This is a genomic window from Fibrobacter sp. UWB12 (genome assembly GCF_900142485.1).
GTDB lineage: Bacteria > Fibrobacterota > Fibrobacteria > Fibrobacterales > Fibrobacteraceae > Fibrobacter.
On the sequence record NZ_FRAZ01000008.1, the window covers coordinates 1 to 22,179 of the forward strand.

Annotated in this window: 18 protein-coding genes, 4 tRNA genes and 1 rRNA gene; 16 read left to right on the top strand and 7 right to left on the bottom strand. The window is 46.8% G+C overall.

Annotated features, from left to right (window positions below):
• Together rrf and BUA34_RS12260 are read left to right on the top strand one after the other, a co-directional pair.
• Positions 1-90 (top strand): 5S ribosomal RNA (gene rrf, locus BUA34_RS12255); the annotation flags it as partial.
• Between the two features lie 301 nt (positions 91-391).
• Positions 392-1,330: a hypothetical protein gene (locus BUA34_RS12260; RefSeq protein WP_072830028.1), complete on the top strand. Its 939-nt coding sequence runs from the start codon at positions 392-394 to the stop codon at positions 1,328-1,330.
• A gap of 387 nt (positions 1,331-1,717) precedes the next feature.
• Here the strand turns inward: BUA34_RS12260 and BUA34_RS12265 are convergent, their stop codons facing one another.
• Positions 1,718-4,138: a DEAD/DEAH box helicase gene (locus BUA34_RS12265; protein WP_072830031.1), complete on the bottom strand. Its 2,421-nt coding sequence runs from the start codon at positions 4,136-4,138 to the stop codon at positions 1,718-1,720.
• A 364-nt stretch (positions 4,139-4,502) separates the two neighbouring features.
• On the opposite strand from BUA34_RS12265, the gene BUA34_RS12270 reads away from it, so the two are divergent.
• Positions 4,503-4,587, top strand: a tRNA-Ser gene (locus BUA34_RS12270).
• 547 nt (positions 4,588-5,134) lie between these two features.
• Here BUA34_RS12270 and BUA34_RS12275 read toward each other — a convergent pair.
• Positions 5,135-5,207 (bottom strand) — tRNA-Glu (locus BUA34_RS12275).
• Between the two features lie 259 nt (positions 5,208-5,466).
• Positions 5,467-5,539 (bottom strand) — tRNA-Glu (locus BUA34_RS12280).
• An 82-nt stretch (positions 5,540-5,621) separates the two neighbouring features.
• Between BUA34_RS12280 and BUA34_RS12285 the strand changes: the two genes are divergently transcribed.
• The 5 genes from BUA34_RS12285 to rpmB all read left to right on the top strand — a co-directional run bounded on the left by BUA34_RS12285 (position 5,622) and on the right by rpmB (position 10,217).
• Positions 5,622-7,181 carry an ATP-binding cassette domain-containing protein gene (locus BUA34_RS12285; RefSeq protein ID WP_254794462.1) on the top strand — a complete coding sequence of 520 codons (1,560 nt, stop codon included), beginning with the start codon at positions 5,622-5,624 and terminating at the stop codon, positions 7,179-7,181.
• Entirely contained in the window at positions 7,174-7,812 is a 639-nt protein-coding gene (locus tag BUA34_RS12290) for a methyltransferase family protein (RefSeq protein WP_072830033.1), read from the top strand. The genes BUA34_RS12285 and BUA34_RS12290 overlap by 8 nt, the downstream gene beginning before the upstream one ends.
• Positions 7,805-8,983, top strand: a complete 1,179-nt coding sequence (locus BUA34_RS12295) for a glycosyltransferase N-terminal domain-containing protein (RefSeq protein ID WP_072830035.1) — start codon at positions 7,805-7,807, stop codon at positions 8,981-8,983. The genes BUA34_RS12290 and BUA34_RS12295 overlap by 8 nt, the downstream gene beginning before the upstream one ends.
• A gap of 12 nt (positions 8,984-8,995) precedes the next feature.
• Positions 8,996-9,928 carry a 4-hydroxy-3-methylbut-2-enyl diphosphate reductase gene (gene ispH / locus BUA34_RS12300; RefSeq protein WP_072830037.1) on the top strand — a complete coding sequence of 311 codons (933 nt, stop codon included), beginning with the start codon at positions 8,996-8,998 and terminating at the stop codon, positions 9,926-9,928.
• 67 nt (positions 9,929-9,995) lie between these two features.
• Positions 9,996-10,217 (top strand): 50S ribosomal protein L28, encoded by a 222-nt coding sequence (gene rpmB / locus BUA34_RS12305; protein WP_072830039.1) that lies wholly within the window; start codon positions 9,996-9,998, stop codon positions 10,215-10,217.
• A gap of 218 nt (positions 10,218-10,435) precedes the next feature.
• On the opposite strand, the gene BUA34_RS12310 is transcribed toward rpmB, so the two are convergent.
• Both BUA34_RS12310 and BUA34_RS12315 read right to left on the bottom strand, forming a co-directional pair.
• Complete coding sequence (locus BUA34_RS12310) at positions 10,436-11,083, bottom strand: 3'-5' exonuclease (protein WP_014546603.1); 648 nt, start codon at positions 11,081-11,083, stop codon at positions 10,436-10,438.
• Positions 11,080-11,625, bottom strand: coding sequence for a lysophospholipid acyltransferase family protein (locus BUA34_RS12315; protein ID WP_254794463.1), 546 nt, complete (start codon positions 11,623-11,625; stop codon positions 11,080-11,082). Before BUA34_RS12315 ends, BUA34_RS12310 begins: the two co-directional genes overlap by 4 nt.
• Before the next feature lie 117 nt (positions 11,626-11,742).
• On the opposite strand from BUA34_RS12315, the gene BUA34_RS12320 reads away from it, so the two are divergent.
• A tRNA-Cys gene (locus BUA34_RS12320) sits at positions 11,743-11,815 on the top strand.
• A 127-nt stretch (positions 11,816-11,942) separates the two neighbouring features.
• Here the strand turns inward: BUA34_RS12320 and BUA34_RS12325 are convergent.
• Entirely contained in the window at positions 11,943-12,584 is a 642-nt protein-coding gene (locus BUA34_RS12325; RefSeq protein ID WP_072830043.1) for a hypothetical protein, read from the bottom strand.
• A gap of 149 nt (positions 12,585-12,733) precedes the next feature.
• Here BUA34_RS12325 and BUA34_RS12330 point away from each other — a divergent pair, with 149 nt between their 5' ends.
• Positions 12,734-13,396 (top strand): DNA alkylation repair protein, encoded by a 663-nt coding sequence (locus BUA34_RS12330; protein WP_072830045.1) that lies wholly within the window; start codon positions 12,734-12,736, stop codon positions 13,394-13,396.
• A gap of 410 nt (positions 13,397-13,806) precedes the next feature.
• The gene (locus BUA34_RS12335; protein WP_139255942.1) at positions 13,807-14,148 is read left to right on the top strand and encodes a hypothetical protein; all 342 of its coding nucleotides are present in this window, start codon (positions 13,807-13,809) and stop codon (positions 14,146-14,148) included.
• 95 nt (positions 14,149-14,243) lie between these two features.
• Here BUA34_RS12335 and BUA34_RS12340 read toward each other — a convergent pair whose 3' ends face one another.
• Positions 14,244-15,278, bottom strand: a complete 1,035-nt coding sequence (locus BUA34_RS12340) for a CofH family radical SAM protein (RefSeq protein ID WP_072830049.1) — start codon at positions 15,276-15,278, stop codon at positions 14,244-14,246.
• Between the two features lie 56 nt (positions 15,279-15,334).
• Here BUA34_RS12340 and BUA34_RS12345 point away from each other — a divergent pair, with 56 nt between their 5' ends.
• The 5 genes from BUA34_RS12345 to BUA34_RS12365 all read left to right on the top strand — a co-directional run bounded on the left by BUA34_RS12345 (position 15,335) and on the right by BUA34_RS12365 (position 22,158).
• Complete coding sequence (locus tag BUA34_RS12345) at positions 15,335-16,114, top strand: transporter (RefSeq protein WP_072830051.1); 780 nt, start codon at positions 15,335-15,337, stop codon at positions 16,112-16,114.
• A 244-nt stretch (positions 16,115-16,358) separates the two neighbouring features.
• Positions 16,359-17,798, top strand: coding sequence for an esterase (locus tag BUA34_RS12350; protein WP_072830053.1), 1,440 nt, complete (start codon positions 16,359-16,361; stop codon positions 17,796-17,798).
• A gap of 96 nt (positions 17,799-17,894) precedes the next feature.
• Positions 17,895-19,232 (top strand): hypothetical protein, encoded by a 1,338-nt coding sequence (locus tag BUA34_RS12355; RefSeq protein ID WP_072830055.1) that lies wholly within the window; start codon positions 17,895-17,897, stop codon positions 19,230-19,232.
• Between the two features lie 2 nt (positions 19,233-19,234).
• Positions 19,235-20,626: a hypothetical protein gene (locus tag BUA34_RS12360; RefSeq protein WP_072830057.1), complete on the top strand. Its 1,392-nt coding sequence runs from the start codon at positions 19,235-19,237 to the stop codon at positions 20,624-20,626.
• A gap of 68 nt (positions 20,627-20,694) precedes the next feature.
• The gene (locus tag BUA34_RS12365) at positions 20,695-22,158 is read left to right on the top strand and encodes an ATP-binding cassette domain-containing protein (protein WP_072830059.1); all 1,464 of its coding nucleotides are present in this window, start codon (positions 20,695-20,697) and stop codon (positions 22,156-22,158) included.
• The last annotated feature ends 21 nt before the right edge of the window (positions 22,159-22,179 follow it).

A 22,179-nucleotide genomic window follows, 5' to 3' on the forward strand; every position in this document is an offset into this window, starting at 1 on the left:
CACCCGTTCCCATCCCGAACACGGAAGTTAAGCCTCAGATCGCCGATGGTACCTGGCCCCCGGGCCCGGGAGAGTAGGTCGCCGCTGGATTCACGGGCCCCCTGAGCAAACGCTCGGGGGGCCCTTTCTTGTTTATACCGCTCGGCTCTATTGCAGGACGGGACTCCGTCTTCGCCTCGCTCTCGCGGCCACGGCGTGTTAGTACACGCCGCTTGTCGCTCACGGCCCTTGCCGAAACACGGCGAGCGGGGCTTTTTCTTTTTATACAGCACGTGGCGCTTCCCCGGGAATTCCCGTTCCCGCGCTGTCACCCCGCACCTGTTGCGGGGCCGCCCTGCACGGTTCCCCTTGCATACACGGTTCCAGTCGCAATTTTGTATATTCCGTACAAATGTCTAGACTTACCGCATACATCCTGTTCCTCTCTCTTTTCCTCCTTGCGGCCTGCGACAGCGCGAAGAAGGAATTCGAGACATTGAAAGAGGGTGAAATACTCATCGATGTCAACACAGAAGAGTATTCGCTGAATGGTAACGTTATCGGTAAGACTGCCACCGATATTTCCGCTTTTGATGATATATTTGGTGGTTTACTTGATGACAATCCTCTTCATAACAAATTGTGTGACTCAAGAGCAACGTTTCAAGAAGAAGCTTTAAGACGTGGTGAGCCTGCTGATGTCGCTGGTTTTGCCAAATTACATGTTGATGATAACCTTTCTTATGGGGCTTTCTATAACGCTTTCGCGTTAACGGTGTTTTGTGGATATTCGGTACTTAACATTGCGATTGGGGCTAATTATAAGGATGTTTTTCAGTTAAGTCTTCCTACAGTTGACTATATGTGGTGTGGTTTTGTTATTCAGCAAATGAAAGGTCTAAGATATAAGTATTTGCGTAACCGTCAAAGGTTATCGCTTGCTGAAATGTCAGAGATAGATGTTAAGGATAGAGGGTGCGTTGAAAATCATGAAACTTTGGACTTGTTATTGTCGTTTTATCGTACAGATGATGGCATCGCTTATGTCGTCAGTTTGAATGAAGCCTATTTCAGTAAGGGTAGCAGGTTTGATGGCTATAACTTCTATACATTTAATGATGAAAATGATTTGTGGAAGTTTATTGAAGATGTCCGTTCTAGAGTGGAACGCCAAACAGAAAAGAAGCCTGAAACAAAACAGGATAGAGTCTTAAGATTACTTATTGATGCCCTGGATGGTCCTAATAAAATAACGCTTGTTTTTGAAAAAGACGTGCTGATGAAAGATATTGCCCCCATAGTCAAAAAACTAAATACTTACGGGTATAGATTTGCTTTTGATTTGGATTAAAACTGCGCCATTATGCGGACCTGCAATATTTGGACTTTGAATATTCCAATTTACCACATTGATAAACTGTCCAAGAAGCATTCTGTTTTGTAGTTTATCCTTATCGTTCATGATTATACATTATGAAACGTAGACGAGCGATGTTGCTTGCCTAGGGTGTGAGGATAAGAACATGGAAAACAATGAAATCGAAATCAAGAAAGTTGGGCCAATTGTCGAGACCGTATGGGGTGTTCTTCTGTTGGTGTCTAGCTTTGCGCTGATTTTTATTGGCGGTTGAAAAATGATTAATATTTAAAGAGAGTCCGTTGTTGTTGGAAACGGGCTCTTTTTTTATTGGCATTTTGTAAATGCAAAAAAGGCGGCCATGAGGGTCGCCCATGTTTTTTAATGTCTGCCGAAGCGGCGAGTTTTGCGGAATGGCTTGTCGCCAAAGCTACGTTCGTCGTGATCCTTGCGGAAGGGCTTGTCATCGAACTTGCCAGGCTTGCGGTCAGCGAATTCGCGTTCACGGCGTGCCTTGCGGTTTTCGAACGGCTTGTCACCAAAGCGGTCGCCACCCTCGCGATTCTTGCGGAATCCACCACGGCGTTCTTCGTCGCGGAAGCCCCCCTTGCGATTGCGGTGGAAGCTGCGGCGTTCTTCGCGGCTAGCGTGCGGTCTTGTTCCCGGTGCAGGTCCCTCGGGCGGTTCGTCGGTCATCACGCGGAAGCGGGCGTCGTTGCCGCGAATGGTCATTTCAGACAAAATGTCGAGTACGTCTTGCGGGAGCGTGTTCGGGAGTTCAACGGTACTAAACTTGTCAAAGAGCTTGATACGGCCGATGTTGCTACTGTTGATATTTGCTTCACCGGCAATTGCTCCCACGATATCGCGCGGAGTTACGTGGTCGATGCGGCCAACGCCCAGATAGTAGCGCAAGAAGCCTTCTTCGACGCCGTTCAGGCCTTCCTTGCGTTCCTTACGCATGCGCTTCTGTTCTTCGCTGTTGAGGCCGAAATCTTCGCCATTGCCGAGAAAATCTCTGCCCGTGCGGACCTTTTCGCGACGTTCCTTCGGGGCTTCGAGCGGCGGGAGGTTCGGGAAGAGCGGCTGCTTTTTCTGGTACATCTTGATGACGGCGGCAGCGATGTCTTCGGCGGTCATCTCGTTGACTGTGCCGTCTTCGAGAACGACTCCGTCCTTCATATTGCAACCATCGGCAACGAGTGCGCGTACAAGTTCCTTGAACTGGTCAAGTTCACCGTAGCTCACGACGCTCTTCACTTTAGCCTTGAATGCATCAACGCGCTTCTTGCTAATTTGTTCGGATGTCGGCATTTCCATGGCTTCGATCGGCTGGCGGGTTGCCTTCTCGATGATTTTGAGCATGCGACGTTCACGCGGTGTCACGAAGAGAATAGCGTTTCCGCTACGGCCTGCACGACCTGTACGGCCAATGCGGTGTACGTAGGATTCCGTGTCGTACGGAATGTCGTAGTTTACAACGAGCGAAATGCGGTCCACGTCAATACCGCGGGCGGCGACGTCTGTCGCGACGACGATATCGAGCTTGCCCATCTTGAGGCGGTTGATGGTGCGTTCGCGCATGGACTGGGCGAGGTCGCCGTTGAGCGGAGCCACGTTGAATCCGCGGCTTTCGAGCTTTTCTGCCACTTCGGTGGTGTTCTGCTTGGTGCGCACGAAAATGAGTACGCCGTCAAATTCTTCGCCTTCCAAAACGCGGGCGAGAGCTTCAATCTTGTGTTCGTTTTTCACGAGCAAGTAGCGCTGGCAAATATTTTCGACCGTGGTCGTCTTGCCTTCGATGCGGGCTTCTTCGTATTCACCCAGGTGCTGGTCGATAATCTTCTTGACGCTGTCCGGCATGGTGGCGCTAAAGAGGGCGCGCTGGGCATCAGCAGGGATTTCCTTGAGGATGGTTTCCACGTCTTCCATAAAGCCCATGTCAAGCATTTCATCGGCTTCGTCGAGGACTATGGCCTTGACCGCTCCGAGCGAAATAGAACCGCGCTTGATATGGTCTATCAAACGGCCCGGTGTGGCAACGACGATGCTTGCCTTGCGCTTGAGGGCGCGCAACTGGATAGCGATATCCTGACCGCCATAAACCGGAACAACGCTTATGTTTTGCATCTTGACAGCGTATTGCTGGATGGCGTCCGAAACTTGGATGGCGAGTTCACGTGTCGGCGTGAGCACGAGCATGGACGTTTCGCGTCCGTTGAAGTTGATGCGCGAAAGGAGCGGGAGCGAGAATGCTGCTGTCTTGCCGGTACCTGTCTGTGCTGTTCCGAGAAGGTTTGCGCCCTGCAAAAGTGCCGGAATGGCCTTAGCCTGGATGGGCGAGGGCGTTTCGTAGCCTGCGAGCTTGACCGCGTCAAGAACTTCCGGAGAGAGACCGAGATCATCGAACGTTACCAAAGATTCATCGCCGACATCTTCTTCGTCTGCGGAGTCTTCATTTAAGGTTGCCGAATCAGTCGCGGCTGTTGCGTCTTCTGCGATTGTGTCATCTTCGGCTTGAATGGGCTTCTCTTTTGCTGCTTCACTTGCCGCTTCATCATCGTCGATAAATTCGACCTTTTCGCCTTCGCAAATCTTGGATTCTGCGCCAGCTTTGAGAACTTCGCCATTATCATCGACGATAACGCCGTTGGGATTGGTAGCGAGGAAAGCCGCTTCGTCGGCCTGGTCTTCGTCTGCTCCGCCTGCGATAGCGTTCAAGAACGCATCGGCTTCGAGATTCATGTTGGAATTGTTGTCTGGGTACAGATCTTCCGTATTGCTAGAAATATTTTCTGCCATAAGTCACCTTCGGGATCCGTAAACTTCATCTGCAGCGTTTGCCGCGTCATCACATTGCTCTGTCGAGCATTCAATAAGCCCCGAAGTGCACTCGCACTTATAAACCTGAAGTCTGTTGGGTCCCCTAATTTGTGCGCCAAATGTAGAAAATAAAGGTTTGAAATCAAAGGTTTTTAAAAGGCCGCTCTCTGAAATAAGTAAAATGGAATTTATGTTGCCATTAGTAGTGTAATTTATGGGATGGGTTCATTGCTTATAAAAAGTAATTTGTGCAAGGTTTTCTATAAAAGGGAGTAAAAGATTGTTGGAAATGGTTAATGAACATAGACATTTTAAATGAATTATACTATATTATGCAAACCTCGGAGAGATGCCAGAGTGGTCGAATGGGCCGGTCTCGAAATCCGGAGTCTGTCACAGGACCGAGGGTTCGAATCCCTCTCTCTCCTTGAAACAAAAAGCGAAGCCGTAAGGCTTCGCTTTTTGTTTCAAGTGAAATAATGGGTGGATGAGAACCCTCGCAGAGGGTTCGACAAACTCGCCGAGAGCGAAGCTAAAAACCAAAAAAATTCTCGAAAATTCATTTTTTCCTTGCTTGTTGCGTTTTTTTTCGGAATTTTTAAAGAAAATTTATACGAAAAAGTGGTGATTTTTAGCACTTTTTTGGTCAAAAAATGAATTTTTGTAATAAAAATGTATTCTTTTGAAAAAAATATGCTATATTTCTTACGTGAACGTATCAGAGGGGAGCTTTGATCTGTTTGCGAATATGCAAACGCAAATCCGCTTTTAAACGAAATAAACATCACGAGACAAGGAACCGTAAATACGGTTTTGGTGTATTTGGAGTTTATTCAAAAAGTCTCTCATTCCAACTCGTAAATTACTGTCGCCCTCCAATCGAGGGCGACTTCCCGTTTATAGGGCACGCGGCTTTTTCGTCGTGTTTGGCTTGTGGGTACAAAAAAAAGCCCAACCTTGCGGTTGAGCTTTTTATACCCCCAAGCGGTTTCGAACCGCTGTTGCGGGAATGAAAATCCCGAGTCCTGGGCCACTAGACGATAGGGGCGTTTTGTGTGGAGACAAATATAGGATTTTATAGAATAATGTCAAGGGTGGCTGATTAAATTTTTTTTGAGGAGGCTGCGCGGCATTTTGGAGTTGAAAAAAAGACCCATCTTTCGATGAGTCTTTTTATACCCTTTGATGCGGTTTGCTCGAGGGTAACGAAAAAGGCTTGCTAAAAAGCAAGCCTTTTCCTTATACCCTGTTTCGCGGTTTGCTCGAGGGTATAAAAAAAGAACTTGTCTTCCGACAAGTCCTTTTTATACCCCCAAGCGGTTTCGAACCGCTGTTGCGGGAATGAAAATCCCGAGTCCTGGGCCACTAGACGATAGGGGCGTTTTAGTGTGCGCCAAATATAGGATTTTGTAGAATTATGTCAAGGGTGTTTGTTTGATTTTTTTATTTTTCTCCCGTGATTTTGAAAAAAAGGCTGAAAAAGAATCTTTGGTGGTGCATTTTGCGCTTTTTGCCTGTGGCGCTCTTGGCGAGTGCTGCTGATGCTGCGTTGCTTTGGGGAATTCGCTCGTTTATGGGAATTCTTCAAGGTGAGACTGTGTTTTCGCTTGCGCAATGGTTGGCGCTGATGGTCGTTCTTTCTGTACTCCGTTTTGCCTTTTTCCTCTTGAAAATGAATGTTTCTGAAAAATGGCTTTTCGGAACAGGCGCTTATGTAATGGCCTGGTTCTTGTGGACTCTTCGGTCGCTTTCGCCGCGAGTGTTCCATACGCCGGAGGGGGATGCTAAGGTTGAGGCTGCTTATGAATCGACTCTAGTGTTGCAGTCCAATGGAGGCGTGTTTTTCCAAGCAGTTCAGGCCGTACTCCAATTGCTTGTGTTTTTGCCGGTTTTGCTCTATATCTCCTGGCCGCTTACGTTGTTCCTCTTTGTTGTCGTTGTACCTCTTGTGAGCTGGATGCAACGCTGCTTGCATAAGATGGGACCTGCAGAAGAAGGTGTTTTGACGGAACGCTCGAATTTTCGCGGCTCGCTTTATCTTGCTCGTAAAATTTTCCGTCGTTGGAGTTCCCGATTCGAACGTAAGGAAGTTTCAAATAATCTGGTAAATCAGTTGCGTGATCTTCGGGATGATGGCTTAGAAGTATCGTTCCGTAAGGGAACTTTATCGCTGGTGATGGAATCGGTATCGGTTCTCGCGATGATTTTTGTGCTTGCCTTTTGTGCACTTTTGATTTCGGAAGGCTGGATGGATGGGACGGGGCTTGTTTTGTTCTGCTCGGCCGTCCTCCTTTGTTATAAACCTGTGAAAGAATGTGCACGTGTAATGCCGCAGGCTCGTTCGGCGATGAGTGCGCTTCATGTTTTGGAAAGTTTCGAAGCGTTGCCTTCGAAAAAATCGGATTCTAGTTCGGTGAATTTCTGTTGCTCGTCAGATACCGAAAATTTGGAAATTGTCCATGGCGATTTTTCGTACGAAGGTGCTTTTGAAACACTGTTCAGCAATTTCTCTCTCTGCTGGAATACGAAAAAGCCTGTACTTGTACGTGGTCGCAATGGTGTGGGTAAATCGACGTTGTTGCGCTTGCTTGCTGGGCTAGAAGACTGGGATCATGGTAAAATTACTTGTTCTTTGTCTTTCAAAAATAATGTATTCTTTGTTGCGCAGGACTTGGAATTGCCTCCGCTTCACTTGTTGAAAAAACTTTTTGCACAAACAAATTCTGTTGCGGTTGTCGAATTTGCCCGTGCTGCCCGTGTTGATAAGATTATAGATAAAGAAGGAATGTCGGGCGGTGAACGTGCTCGTGTTGCTTTGGCCTGGGCACTTGCTTCTGATTGTGCTATGGTCTTGCTTGATGAACCTTTTGCGTCAGTAGCACTTGTAGACCGCGAACCTCTTTTGACGGCATTCCTCGATACGGCGGAACTTTTGCATAAATGGGTTGTCCTTGTAAGTCACGATGTTTTGACTCGTGAATTAGAACAACGTTTTGAAATCGTGGAGATGGATCATGCCTAGTGCAAAGCATGCTGTTTCTACTTTTATGTATCGTTTTCGCGGATATATTTTGGGGGTGATTGCTGTTGCTTTGGTATGTGCCCCTCCGAGTTTGTTTCCGGAACAATTCTGTATAAATGATTGTATCGTGGGCGTTTTTGTTGCGTCCCTGCTGTATGTGGCAAGTGCTCTATTGCGTGTTCGGAGTCGGCAGTTTATTGGCGAACATACTCGCGGTTACGTTCATGATGCAGATGCTCTGGTGACTTGCGGCCCTTATTCTTTGGTCAGGCATCCGCTTTATATATCCAATACCGGCTTTGCTCTTGGTGTTGCGTTTTTTCATTTGGGCGCATCGCTTTGGACTGTTCCGTTCATGGTTGTCGTTATTGCGTTTGAAGTTTTTCTTTCTCAAATTGAAGACCGTTTTTTGGAACAGAAATTTGGCGATGTGTGGCGTGCTTGGGCATTGAAAACCCCTGCGGTGTTGCCTCGCTTGAGTGTTTCGCGTGCTTTTTCTTGTGATTCAGTGCACGTTCCTCCGCAAAGAACCTTTTGGCAGGCTTTTTTTGCGGATTCCTCTACTTGGTTGTGGCTTTTGTTTTGTAATTTGTTACTTGTATTGAGAAAATTGGCGGCTTTCTATGTTTAAGGTAATGGACATTGCGCGTGAAGCTTTAGGGTCTGTAGCTAAAGTTGCAGCCAAGGTTCCTGTTATTGAAAAAAAATACCATGTGAAAGACCGCTTGCGTGGCCCGTGGCCTAAAGGTCCGTTCCTTTGGATGCATGGTGCAAGCCTAGGCGAATGTAAGATGCTTCTGAATGTGGCGAAGTATCTCAAGGAAGATTTGTCGAATTGTCCACGTCTTTTAGTGACAACGCAAAAAGTCGAAGTCCTTTCGTATATCAAGGAATCGGGTGCTGATGTTGCGGCGTGTATAGCGCCTGCAGATACGCCTACGACGATGAAATACTTTATTTCGTCTGTGAAACCGCTTGGACTTATCCTTGCCGAAAATGAACTTTGGCCCGGTTATCTCTCTTCGATGTTGCAAATTTCGATGCGCCCTTCCGTGGCCGTTATTTCGGGCCGTTTCCATAGGGCGATTCCTGGAATGGACTATTCGGCGATTGGCTTTGCGAGTATGCAAACCGGATCTGACCTTTCGCGCTTTTTTAGCGTCTCTGCGCGTGCGAACAATTCGCGCATGATGATTGGCGGTGACTGGAAACTTTTGCCGTGGGTGCGCTCTGGCGAAAACGTTTCGGCTCCTGAAAATCCGACTGTCGATACATCGTTTATCTCGATGCATATTCAGGAATGGGCAAGCGTTTACCGCATGATTGAATCGTCAATTAAGCGTCAGGAAGCGGTGGTGCTTGTGCCGCGTCGTCTTTCTGAAGTGGCCGATTTTCGCAAGTCGTTGTTGAATCAGGAAATTATCGTTGTTGACTGGCCTAAAGTGCAAAAGGGTGCTGTTTCCATCGTTTCGCAGTTTGGCGTGACGAAAGATGTTTTTGCGGTTTCTAAGTCGGCTGTTGTGGGCGGCTCGTTTGCGCGTGGCCTTGGAGTCCATGATTTTTGGGAACCTCTCCAGCGGGGCGTTGCCACTTGCGTGGGGCCGTATGCAGAAGGGCAAAAGGAAACGGTCGCGACACTTGTTCGTGAAGGCGTTATAGCTCAGTTGCAATCGACGGATGGATTCTCTCAACGGAATAAGCCCGATGTTCGCTTGGTACAGACTTTCCTTGCTCACGAAAGTGCGAAAATTAGCGACTCGTACCAGCAATTGATTGAATTTTTGAAAAATTTGTTAAAGTAAATTAGGTGAAGTATGAAAAAACTCGTTTTGGCTACCCCTCGTGGATTCTGTGCTGGAGTGGACCGCGCTATCCATGTCGTTGAAAAAGCAGTCGAAAAGTTTGGTACGCCGATATATGTGCGTCACGAAATCGTGCATAATAAGTTTGTTGTAGAAACACTCAAAAGCAAGGGGGTTGTTTTTGTCGATGAACTGGACCAGGTACCGGAAGGTTCCGTGGTGATTTTCTCGGCTCATGGTGTTGCCGAAAGCATTTATGAAGAAGCCGAGGCACGTCATTTGAAGGTGCTCGATGCTAGCTGCCCTCTGGTGCTCAAGGTTCACTTTAGTGCCAAACGTCATTTCAATGCCGGCCGCCATATTATTTTGATTGGACACGCTGGACATGCCGAAGTGATTGGAACTCTTGGACAGCTCCCGGAAGGTGCTATTACGCTTATTCGTAACGAAGCTGATGCCGAAACGGTGCAGGTTCCAGAAGGCAAGGAACTCGCCTACATTACGCAAACGACGCTCTCTGTGGCTGAAACGCGCAAGATTATTGATGCGCTCAAGAAACGCTTCCCGAATATTATTGGCCCAGAAGCGGGGGATCTCTGCTATGCGACGGGTAACCGTCAGGCGGCGGTCCTGGCGCTCTGTTCTGAGGTCGATATGCTTTTGGTCGTCGGGGCAAAGAACTCGTCTAATTCGTCGCGTTTGATGGAATTGGGGCTTGAGCAGGGCCTCCCAAGCCACTTGATAGCTGATGTGAACGACCTGGATTCGTCATGGTTCGATGGAATTGAAACGGTCGGACTTTCGAGCGGGGCTAGCGCACCGGAAGTGCTGGTTCAGGGTGTTGTCGATTGGCTGAAAGAAAAATTTGGGCCCATTGAAGTCCGAAATCTTGTAAAATTAGTGGAAAATACCAAGTTTAATTTGCCAAAGGCACTGCAAGATTAAACTTTAGCCTTGACAATTTTGAAATTTTTAGCTAAAATTGCTGCCTGTAAAAACAACGGAGTTTAATATGAGCCGCATTTGTGAAGTCACCGGCAAAGCCGGTCTCGTGGGCAACATGGTTTCCCACTCTAATCGTAAGAAGTTGATCAAGCAGCTTCCGAACCTCCAGAAGAAGCGCTTCTACATTCCTGAAGAAGACCGCTGGGTGACCCTCCGCGTTAGCGCTGCTGGTCTCCGCACGATCAGCAAGCTTGGTATCCAGGCTGTTGCTCAGGAACTCGGAATCTAATTTTTTAGATTAAAGGTTTGACGAAAGCCGCTATGCTCTGCATGGCGGTCTTTTGTGTATTTATTGACGTTGGCTTTGTCACCCCGCACTTGTTGCGGGGTCGCCTTTTTTATACAAAAAAGCCCCGGTGCTGAAACCGAGGCGGAGTTTGTAAAGAGGAGATTCCCGGTCAAGCCGGGAATGACAAACGCTTGTCGTTCGGGAATGACAAGTACTGTCTACTTCCTGATAAACTGCGGGACGCCTTTGTACTTGGCCATGGCCTGCATGATGCTGCCCATTTCCCATTCCTTTTCTTTCAGGCGGCGGCGGAGGAGGGCAACGAACACTTCCATGAGCATTTCGCAGTCGTACACGGAGCGGTGCATCTTTTCTTCATCGATGGTCATCGAGATTTCACCGCGCTTCATGAACATGTTTGCCATGAAACCGAGCTTGTGGTTTGCAAGTTCCGGCATGATGGTCTTGGAAATAGCAAGGCTATCGACGACGGGGTTGCCCGGCGTGAACTGCGGGTTCTGCTCGTAGGCGGTGCGCAAGAAGCTCGCATCGAAGTTTGCGTTGTGAGCGAGCAAGATGGAGCCCGGGCCGCAGAATGCGGTGAACTGCTTGAGCGCTTCGCCGACCGGAGGTGCGTTTTCGACCATCTTGTCGGTAATGTGGTTCACGTTCGTAGCTTCGGCGGGAATGAGCATGTTGGGCTTTACCAGCGTGTCAAATTCCGAGATGAGCTTCGGGACTACGCGACCGTTTTTCACTTCTACAGTGAACTTTACGGCGCCAATTTCAATGATTTCGTCTTTGCGGTTAACAAGACCAGTCGTTTCTAAGTCGAATGCGACGAATTTTGGAGGTAATGCGATCACGGCTGTGTTTCCTTATTTTGAATATTTTCGGGCAAAAGATACTTAATTTCGATGTCAATAGCTGTCAACGGGAGCGGAATTATGAAATTATCCCACCCGTTCAGTCGAAAATGCCTGCCGTACTTGATGCAAAAAAGCCAGAGGGGGCGCTCGCTTGCCTTGGAAAGCCAAAGCGATCCAGGTTTCACCTGGAGAGCCGGCCCGTGCGGGCCGTCGAGCGCCATGCCGACAAAGCGGCCTTCTTTGAGCGACTTGAGTAGGTGGCGGACGTTTGTTGCCCCGTGCGTGTCGGAACCGCGCGTGACTTCGTAGTGGAGTTGCTTGGCCGCTTGGGCGAAGAATTCCCCGTCACTAGATTCCGAGACGAGAATGTGGACGTTCTTGTCCTTGAAGGCTGCGCAGCTTGCGAGCAGGTCCTTGTGCCACAGTCCGAGGATGCCGGGCCGGAAGTCTTCTGGGACGCGAAGGCGGATGCGGAGACTCCTCATCCAGAGGGTGCCGAGCGTCGCAAGTAGTTTGGTCTTAATCGAGGGCTGTTTCACGCGTAAAAAATAGGTAATGGAGGGGGTCTAAACAATGAAAATGAAATTTTTTTGACTTTTTTTACTTTGCCCCCTTGTATAAGTTCAAATAAATACTTATATTGCGTCTGCAATTATGGCGACGTACCCAAGTTGGTAAGGGGCGAGTCTGCAAAACTCTTATTCGGCGGTTCGAGTCCGCCCGTTGCCTCTGAAAAGCCCTTCTGTGAAAGCAGAAGGGCTTTTTGTTTGTTTTCGCGGGAGTCGCGCATTCGGTAAAAAATATCTGCGTGCTCAAATAAAAATGCCCGCGCACTTAACGTGGCGGGCTGTGAAACTTATTCTGCCGGCGGAAGCGGATTCTTGCGGGGACGGCCGCGAGGACGCTTGACAGGCATTTCAGCGGCAGCTTCCGGGTGCAGAGCCTTGTTCTTTGCCATGAGCGCTTCGCGAATCTTTTTGGCGCGCTCTTCGATGCGCTGGCGTGCGAGGTCTGCTGCAGACACGATTACGGTTTTTGGTTTGTCGCCCGGTTTAACTCCGAACGAGCCCTTGAGGACGCGTCCAGAAGGTGGTTTGGGCGGTTCTGAAATGACGCTCTTGAGCACTCGTTTGGGCGGTTCTGTGGGCGTTGCTTGCACGGGGGCTTTCTTGACTTCGACATCTTCTCTCTTCGGTGCATTGGCGTGAATCTTCTTTAGGATGCTCTTGATTTCGGCATCGTTTTCAGATTCTTGAGACTTGGAAGAGTCTGCTTTGTTGTATTTGGCCACAAGCGAATTGAACTTGGCTTTTTCGTTTTGCTCTTTGAGCTTTTGGCGTTCTCGCTTGGACGGGCGTTTTGCGCCGTTGTGCTTTTTACCGATAAATTTTTTCTCTTTGCTTTCCGAGTTTTTGATGATTTCTTCATCGGAAAGACCACGCAGTTCGGGCGGAACTTCAGTGATTTGAAGAGCCTCTTTTCTAGTGGAATCAGTCATGATTTCTGGGTCTTTAAGCGGTTTTTAGCTTTGTCAAGGTTTTTTTTGCACTTTTTTTGCAAAAAATCTGAGAAAAATTTAAAAAAATTTGAAAAAAATGCTTGTCAAGGTCTAGAAAAAAAATTCTTTATGGACTATTTTTGGTGTACATGCTTCGGTTTACACAAGAAATATCTCTCGCTTTGCGCTCTATCGCTAATGAAGAAGAGTCGCATGAAATGTCTAAGAAGGCTAGGGAGCAATTTGAATTTCTCGGAATCAGATTGGTTCCCCGTCGTGAAGTCACGTACCCGATTTTCGACAAGTACCCGCCAAAGGACGGGGACGAACTCGTATCGAGGGTTGAGGACATGTGGGCACAGCCGTATAGGGAATTCCAGTACGCGGCTTGTGACTACCTGTTCCGTCATCGTGTGCTTCTCGGTGGCCAGCATTTGAATTTTTTGAAAAAGCTCATCAAGACTAGGGCTTGGCGCGACACGGTCGATACCCTCGCTTCTTGCGTTTTGGGTGACTTGGCGCTCCGTTTGCCTGCGCTGCGTACAAAAATTGCATCCTGGATCCGTGACCCGAATATCTGGGTTCGTCGTAGTGCAATCATCTTCCAGGTGCAGTACAAGGACCGCACGGACTGGCCGCTTTTGCGCCAGTTCTGCCTCACTTGCGCGAAGGACGACGACTATTACATTCGCAATGGCATTGGTCGTGCTCTTTCGGAATACGCACGAATTAATCCGACGGAAGTACGTCGCTTTGTCCAAGACAACGCGTTTGCTGAACAAACGGCTCAGGAAATCCTCCGCCTCATCTAGTAGTGGAAAAACAACATTTATAGAGACCCTCGCTCGGGGGTCTTTTTTTTATTTGCTTTTCTTTTCGCTTTTCGCCTTTTCCTTTAGCGGAAAGGCGAACTTGCCTTGAAGGACGCAACCTTTTGCACCGGGGTCACATTCCTGTTTGCGTTTTTCGCAAAACGTCTCGTTGAGGTATTTACATTCCCAGCTCATAAGAATCTCCTTCTTGAAAGAGGTGGTTGTGCTTGCTGCACATTATTAATTTAAACAAAAAGCGGGCAAATAAGCCTATAATTTTGAACTGAAAATGGTCTAATTAAAATGTATATTGCTTGTAAATGAAGAAAAAACAAGCGAAAAAATCGTACAAAGCGAAAAGTCTAGTGGGTGTTTGCCTTTTTTTAATACCTGCACTTTTTGTGTTTGTTGTGTTCGGAGTTCAAGTTGGTTACGATTTTATTGTAAATGATTTTGACGACATTAGAGAACATTTATCTATATGGTTCATTGTCGTATATTATGTTTTTATCGGTTTTATACTCTTTTTGATTTTGAACCTTAACCCGATAAAGATAAATGTTGATGGTGATGAAATTGAATTTGTCTATGTTTGCCGGAATAAAATCCGCGTGAATATTGATGATGTAAAAGTGCTGAGCTATGTGGACTATGGAAAAACGTGGTATGCCATAGTGCATGTGCGCATGCGATTGATGCGTATTTCTTCAGCGGAATTCCCGGCTTTGAAATTTTTGTTTGAAAAAACTTAAAACACTCGCCTTAGTCAAAGTGGCACTACTGACGTAGTGCGCTTTGTGGCGGCTCGGTCATAGGAAAATGTAAACATTTTCCTGCGACGCTCGCCTTAATCAAAGTTTAGACTTCGGCGGTAAGGGGTGAAACCGGCGTTTTTGATGAAATTTTCGGCTTGTTCGATGGTCGTGAGCCCGTGGTTCTTAAGCACGTTCTCTTCGATGACGATGCTGTTGATGTCATCGGCGCCAGCATGCAGCCCGAGTTCACCGAGCGAAAGTCCCATGCCAAGCAGCGAAACTTCAATGTGCGGGACGTTGTCGAGGTACAGGCGGCTAAGTGCGAGCAACTTGAGGTATTCGTCGCCGCGCACATGGCGGATGGGGAACTTGTCGGTCTGCGGCTGGAACGTCCAGACGACAAAGCTCTTGAATCCGCCCGCGATGTCCTGCGTTTTGCGCACGTATTCCAAATGTTCTATGACTTCTTCGGCGGTTTCGGCACTGCCAATGACGATGTTTGCACTGCCGGGGAGACCTTTCTTGTGGCAGGCGGCAAGTGTGTCGCACCACTGCTGCGCGGGGAGCTTCTTGGGGCTCAGAATTTGACGCATGCGGTCAGAGAGAATCTCGGCGCCTGCGCCTGGAACGGAACTGAGGCCTGCATCCTTGAAAATGTCAAGCAGTTCGTCGAGCGTTATCCCGTTGAATTCCGCGATGCGGACAAGTTCAACCGGCGAGAATCCGCGCACCTTGACGCCCAATTCTTGTGTGAGCATCTTGAGGACGTCGGTGTAATAGTTGAGCGGAATTTCCTTGTTGACGCCACCTTGCAGAAAAATCTGGTCGGCGCCTTTAGCTTTTGCTTCGATTGTCTTTTGGCGGATTTCGTCTAAACTCAAGACATATGCTTCGGGGCTGTGGGCACTTCGGCAAAAACTGCAAAAACTGCAAGTCACTTCGCAGACGTTCGTGTAGTTCACGATGCGAAATGCGGTATAACCCACGCGGTTTCCGGGGAGTTTTGCTTGGCGCACGGTATCGGCAGCCTCAACGACTTCTGTCCACGGCACGTTTCTCAAAATTTCGAGACCTTCCGCTTTCGTCAATCGTTCTTGATCAATAGCTTTTTTTAGCAAAGAATTCATTACATTGAATAATAGCAAAGTTTTGTATTTTTAAGTTGTAAGGAGGATACATTAACATGTTCAAAAAAATCGTTCTTGCGGGTACTCTCGCAACGGTTTCGTCTTTTGCCACTTGGGACTTGTTCCCGGTTCGTGAAAACCATAAGGGCCAGGTTAAAATCGGAGCATCTTTCTCTACGTATGAATTCGAAGACCGTGATTTCGGTGCTTTCGATGTTTATGCCGGTTTGCGAAGCTCTATATACCCCGGTTGGGAAATCGCGTTCAATGTTCCTTATCGCGTGTTTACGCACGAAAAGGGCTACGATGCGGAAATGGATGGTGTTGGGAATATCGGTTTTTCGACACGTTATCAATTTATCCCTTTTATGAACGCTTTTTTTGATGTGTCTCTCCCTGTTGGTGACAAGTCCTATAACGAGGATGACGATTGGAACTTCGATGTTGGTTTGCAATATTCCACGCAATTTAACGCATTGCTTAACTTCGGTTCTCAGCTTGGGTTCAATTTTGCGACTAAAGGCGAAAATGAAGAAGCTCCCATATCAATGAAAACAGCTGTAGAACTTGATTTTAAAATTATTCCAGAAGAATTTACTGCATACGTTGGCTTGGATTTTAATCTGTTTCTGGGTAGATTTACAGATCATGGTTACCAATATTCCCATGATGGAGGGGGTGTCTATCTAGGGCCCTATGCCGGTGTTACCTATAACTTTGAACAACTGGACATGCTTTCTGTTGATGCCTCGCTGCGATTCGGTAAATGTATCAACATGCATGATTACCCCGATAACCTTCTAATTGTTAATTTGGCTTTTTTACTCGATTTTTAAATGCTTGTTTTTCATTCGCGCCATTGACTAATTATCCATGATACTGTGTTTGTGCTTTGTGACTTGACTCACAAACGAAGATATATTACAAGTGGGTTTAGTTAGGAAGAACACTGGTGTGTTCATGCTTGGTTTTGTGCAGCCACGCAGTTACGTGGTGTATCTCCTTGCGTGTATCAAATCAGTTTGGAGGACTTGTCCCATCGGGAAAAAGAGTTAGGAATGATACAACAGGAGAACAAGTATGAAATATCTTGGTATGAAGTGTGCTGCGCTGGCACTTGCTTTTGCGGCATCGGCTCAGGCTTTTACGCTTACGGGTAAAGTAAGTGACGAAAGCGGCAAGGCCATTGAAAAGGCCTCTGTAGAACTTTTGAAGGAAGGTCTCAAGACGACGACCGATTCAAAGGGTGAATTTAAGCTTGCTAAGGAAACGATTGGCATTCACGCTGTGCGTCCGAGGCTCGGTTATGTGAGCGTGATGAACGGCGTACTTTCTTACTCTCAGAGTACAAATGAACCCGTCCGCGTGCAAGTTTTTGATGCCGTAGGTACCCGTGTCTTGAACGAAACCGTTTACGGCTCGGGCACTTTAGATATGCAGTCTGTCGTGCGTTCGCAGGGGGCGTATTTTGCCCGCGTGAGCGTTGGCAGTGCACAGAGCAACTTCCGTTTCACATCTAATGGCAATTACAAAGCCTCGTTCGGTGAAGCTGTTGCTCGTGGTCTTGCGAAAGAAGGCGAAGGCAACGAGCTTCGCGTGATTGCTACGGATTATGATACGTTGACAGTTGCTCTTTCTAACTTGGATACAAATGTGACGCTAAAGCTCAAAAAGACCGTCAAGCAGCCGGAATACGCTTACGGTTGGGGCCTCAAGAACGATCCAGTGCCGACTCGTGGTTGTGGCAAGGATACCAAGCTTGATTACAAGTATCGTGGCGACAAGCCCTACATTGATTTCAAGTGGAGTAAGGGCACGCGTACTGTGCGTCTTGATATCCCGAAGAGCTACAACAAGAACAAACCGTACAAACTCATTTTTGGCATGCAGTGCATGGGCGGCTGGGCCGGTGGCGTTCAGGACGAGGGCTACTATGGCTTGAAGCAGTTTGACAAGGATGAATCGGTTATTTTCGTTGCTCCGGAAGGCAATGGTAACCAAGCTCCGTGGGCACAAGATGACTACTTGCTCTTCGATGAACTCCTTGCATATTTCGAAGGTAACTTCTGCATTGACTCTTCACGCGTGTTCTCGACGGGCTTTAGCTATGGCTCCATGTTCAGTAACGGACTTTCCTGGAACCATCAGGATGTGCTCCGCGCTGTCGCCGTCTATGAAACTGCCGAACGCAACATTTGGCTCCCGCAGCGCAAGAATATGGGCGTTGGCTGGATGGGCGTGCTCGGCCTCGACGATAACCTCTGCACTCCGGAAATGGGACGTTCCGCTCGCGATATCATCTTGACGCTCAACTCTGAAGGAGGCAAGGCCAAGAATGAACGCGCCGAAGAAGCCCAGCGCAATGCTGCCCACAAGTGCTATGATTACACGACTGTCGAAGAACGTTTCCCGGTTCGCTGGTGCACACAGTCCGGTGGCCATATTTGGGACCACAAGGATCCGGGCCAACGAGAATCTTGGGTTCCGAAGACCACTTGGGAATTCTTCAATAAGTTCTAATTCATAAACATCTTTCCCCCTCACTTAGCTCTCGGTGTAACAGCCGGGAGTTTTTTGATTGCTATAATTAATCATTATTTGGAAGGAACTCTAAAAATGCGTAAGAAAAAGAATAATGTAACTGTTTTAAAGATTGTTTTGTCGATTGTAATAGCCTTGGTGGTGGCCGGTATTCGAATATATCTAGATAACAAATACTTTGAATATTGGGCGGTAGAGAACAAGGGAATGGAAGCCATGTATTTTTTTGAATCTTCCTTGGAATTGGAAAAAGGAATTTGGTGTGGGACAGGGCTGTCATATCTAGGGGCATTAAATGGAATTGAAAATGATTTGGAAATAGGTTCTGTTGTTGATGTGAACAACGGGAAATATCGATATGAAAAAGACTCACTTAAAGGTGACGAACGTTTAAAGTGGGGTGCGGGTGTTATAACTAGTAAATATTCGAAATATGATAGTTGCTTTCAGAGTATAAAACTCATTGAAGTGGATGATGCTGATTCTGTAAAAATTACGAAAATTGATAATGTATGGGGTGAAGCAACTAGATATATCGGAAAACGCCAAAATGCTATTGTGACGGAGTGCTCGGTTTGCAGAATGGAGAATGGCCTTTGTAAAGATACGATTTCTGTTGAACGAATCGAATTGAATCCAATATCAGGAAAGCGTGAAAAACGTTTTTATAAAACCAAGTATAGCGATAATACGGAAACATTCTTTTACGATAGTTTGGGGAGGCTTGTTGAAGTGAAAATGGATGAGAATGTTTATCGCTATGAACATTTTACGAATGATACGGCGGATCTTGATGTAAAAATGTTTGATAAAACAGGACGGGAGCTTGGCTTTTATAAGAGAACGTATAAAACGGATGAACGTCAAAAAACGGTTCAATACAAGAAAAAAAATAGCAACGAGGTAGTAAAAGAAATATATGAAAATGGAAAATTAAAGTTAAAAATTTCGGTTGAGAGTATTGCCTATGGTTTGATCGAAAATGTTTTTTATCGTTCAAGCGATGATTTTTACCGTTCAAATAATTTTAAAGCAACGTATTATGATTCTGTTGGTGCCGCCGTTTACGATTCATCTTATAGTGAACAAGAATATTTCTCTGACGAAAAATCTATAGCGATTTCGCATGTTGATAAGGTGAAACATGGAACCAATGGAAAAGTCGAAAAGATAGTGCATTATGAAGAGCCTTTTTATAGATCTAAGTCTAAATCTCCGTGGAAGTCTTTGGGGTTGAAAAAAATTGGAATTGACGAATTTAAATTTTATAAAGGGAATATTGAAAATATCAATGAGTGTAAAGAATCGTTAAATTTATCTAGGGGTTTTGAGGCGTTGTTTCTTAATCGTATGAAGGATATGAAAAAACAAAACTCGAAAAAATCGGACTCGTCAGATAATTCGCAAAAATAAAAATGCGTAAGAAGTTTGTCCTGAAAATCCTGCTAATCATTGCCGCTCCGTTTTTGCTTTTTACGGCATTTTGCGGTTATCACATTTTTCGCATGATTTCTCTGGATCCGGGATTCAACTTGTCGGGCGATAACTTTGCGGATCCTGAAAGTGCGCTTAACATGTTGCTCGGTTCAAGCTATTTGGCAAATGGAATTACTTGTGGAACGTTGCCAAGTCATTTGAGGGCTGATTATTTGGATCCGCTGGATTATTTGGAAGCGGGGTTTTCTGCGGAATATTTTTATCAGACGTATGATATCAATGAAAAACGCCTAAAATCTGAAATCACTCAACGATACGAAAAAGATTCGCTGGAAGGAGAACTTCGTTCGAGGTGGGGCAAGGGAACCGTAATTACCCAATATGTAAAAGAAGATAGTTGCTATCGCGCATCGAAAAAGATTAAAGCAGAATCTGCGGATTCTGCGGTCGTAGTCGAATTAGACAAACCGCTGGGTACATCCCATTTGTATGTGGGTAAACTCCAAAATGGAAAAATGACAGAATGTATTGTGTGTAAATTAAAGGACGGTCGTTGCGATAGTGTGATTAACGAAAGCCGGATAGAATTCGACCCTGTTTCGGGAAAATTGCTCAGTTCTTTTGTCAAAACGCGAGAGACCTATATCGAAGGAAGTTTGTATGAAGTGAAAAATGTTTATTCCGATAAGGAATCTTTCGATAGCTTGGGGCGACTTGTCGAATTGAATATGGACGGCAGGATCTTCCGTTATGAATATTCTTCAAGTGATACTGCAAATTACAGCGTGAAAATTCTTAATAAGTCGGGACGCAAGGTCGGCTTTTATAAGAGAAAATTTAAGGGTAATCGCGAAACGGTCCAATACGGAACGGACCGCCATGAAGAGGAAATTAATCGTTACTTTGAAAACGGAAAATTGGTCAAGGAAACCTCAAAGAATTTTGATTTTTACAGGTCTGTGATGTTCCGTGTAAAATTGTTTAATGTAACTGGCGACATTGTGCTGGATTCCGCTTTTTATGAAGATGCTTATTTCCCGGGGCTGCGTACGGATTCTTACGCTGATATCATCAAATGGGAATATGATGAAAACGGAAAACCCCAAAAATATGTGCAATTCGAGGAACATTTTATTAGACCGCTCCCGTTCGTATTTATCCCGCTACAGTCGGAATCAAGAAACGAGGTCGTAAGGTACGTGTTTGCCTACGATGATGATGGTCAATTGATTTCGATAACGGATGAAAGCGAAGATGAAATTCAGAAGGTACGGAATACATACCCGTATGGATTGCATCGGGTTGTCTATTCGAAGGGGAAACTCGAAAAAATCAAAGAGTGTAAAGAGCCGGAGAATCCGCAAGAATAAAAAAGTGACCTTTTGTGGGGGTGCCCTTTGTTTGCCATGGGGCGCCTCTTTTTTCTATCTTTGGGCGCATGGAATTCAAACGTTTTGAAGCTCTCATCGAGATGTTCCCGCAAGTGCAGATTTTCAGCACCGAAGGCGAAGACCTCGACCGAGTCATTACTCATTTCTTAAATCAGCGCGAAAAAGTCTCCACGATGTCGGAGGCTTTGCAACGCAAAATCCAGCATGCTCTTGCGCCATTCTTCCAGCAGCGCTTTATCAGCTTGCATGATGCCGAAGCACCGCTCGTGCGAAATCTGCTTTTGGACAAGAAGTTCTTTTTGCAGACGGACCGCTACATTGACGATATGGCGTGGCCGCTGACCGACCCCGAAAAGCTTGGCGAAGCTTTGAACATCGCTGACCTTGCCGAAGGGATTCTCGATCGTAAATTGTTGAGCCTTTCGAATGGTGAGTTGCGCCGAGTGCTCTTGGCCCGCATGTGGATGGAAAAGCCGGAATGGGTTTATTTCAATGACTTGTTTGGCGGACTTGATCCGGAGTACCGTGCGCATTTGGCAGGCTGCGTTGCTGACCTTGCAAAGCGCCCTGGCTTGAATGTTGTGGTGCGCCTCGCTCGCGAAGATGAACTGCTCCCGGAAATTCCGGCGTTTGTTTATGCGGACAAGACGTTCACGCAGTATGCGGGTGAACTCCCAAAAGCCGCTGCAACTCCGAAGTTCAAAAAAGCAGAACTCAAGGATTACGAAATTGTTGATTTGAGAGGCGGCGCGCATTGTCATCCTGAGCAAACGAAGTGCGTCGAAGGATCTCAAAAAGCTTTGGATTCTTCGACTTCGCCTAACGGCTCCGCTCAGAATGACACGGATGCTGAAATCCTCTTCGACCTTAAGCACGTGAATGTTCGTTTTGGCGATACGGATGTGCTCAAGGATTTGAACTGGACGGTCCGCAAGGGTGAACATTGGGCCGTGATGGGCGAGAATGGTGCTGGCAAGAGTACGCTTTTGGGCTTACTTACTGCCGACCATCCGCAGATTTACAACAACGACATTACGCTCCTCGGTGAACGTCCGGGGCATGGTCTTAATATTTGGGATCACAAAGCAAAGCTTGGTTTCTTCTCTCCAGAAATGGCACTCCAGTATCGCGAAGACTTGAGCCTTTTGGATGTGCTTTGCACGGGCTTTACGCCGAACCTCTGCCGTGCCGAAAACATCACATGGGAAGAGAAGGCGAAGGCGCGCGAATGGCTTACGTATTTGGGCTTTGAAGATACTTCGATTTCTATCCGTAAGATTTCACCGATTGACAAACGCTTGGTGCTGATGGCTCGTGCTGCAATCCGCCCGCCGAAAGTGCTGTTGCTTGACGAACCGACGCAAGGTCTTAAAGGCGAATATCGCGAAAAGTTGTTCCACCTGTTGCAATTGCTTTCAACGGAAACGACGCTCATCTTGGTGAGCCATTATGAAGAAGAATGGCCGCCCTGCATGACACATCTCCTTCGCATGCCGAAGTTCTCGTTGTAGTAGGTTGCTTTAAAAAGGTCC